We start from the raw sequence: 778 nt of genomic DNA on the forward strand, positions 1-778 counted from the left end.
CATGCCGCGGCAGGGGGCGCCGGAGTCGGTGAGGCCGACGCGGCGCGGGGTGGTGTGCAGGACGACGCGCGAACCGTCGGGCGCGGTGATGACGCGGGGGGCGTAGGCGCCGGTCGGGCCGAGCGGGCCCCGGCGCTCCCAGGGTCCGTCGAGCCTCGGGGCGGTCCATGCCTCGAAGCCGCGGGTGGCGCCTATGGAGCCGAGCAGTAGCCAGGACCCGTCGTCGAGCCGCTCCAGGACCGGGCACTCCAGCTCGTCGACGTCGCCGGGCGAGATCAGCGGCGGGTGGACCTCCCAGTGCTCCAGGTCGGTGGAGGTGGCCAGTGCGACGCAGCCGCTGCGCTCGACCGGCAGGCCGGCGTCGCTGGCGCAGAGCACCATGGCCCAGCCCGTGTCGTCGTCGCGCACCACGAACGGGTCCCGCCAGCCCATGTGTTCACCGGTGCGGTACCAGCGCGGGTCGGCCTTTACGACCGGTCCTGTGCCGTGCCGCCGCCAGCCGGTGCCGTCGACGCGGTCCGAGTACGCCAGGCCCACTGCCTGGAGCGGCCAGCCGCCGGGGGTCAGACCGCTCATCCCGGTGTAGAACATCGCCATGCCGTCCCCGTGCCGGAGCGGGTGCATGGTCCACACGGCCTGCTGGTCGAAGCGTCCCGGCAGCCCGGTGCCGAACGCCGTGCCCTGCGGCTCCCAGCGCACCAGGTCGGTGGAGGTGGCCCTGCCGTACGAGGTCTCCATCCGCAGATGGTCGAAGTCGTCCGTCCACGGTCCCTGCAGA

At 74.0% G+C, this 778-nt stretch carries 1 pseudogene; it reads right to left on the reverse strand.

Features of this window, described 5'->3' with window-relative positions:
• A pseudogene (locus FVS66_RS01570) lies at positions 1 to 778 on the reverse strand (mucin-1); the annotation flags it as partial.

Source organism: Streptomyces sp. TRM49041 (assembly GCF_008271805.1).
Lineage (GTDB): Bacteria > Actinomycetota > Actinomycetes > Streptomycetales > Streptomycetaceae > Streptomyces.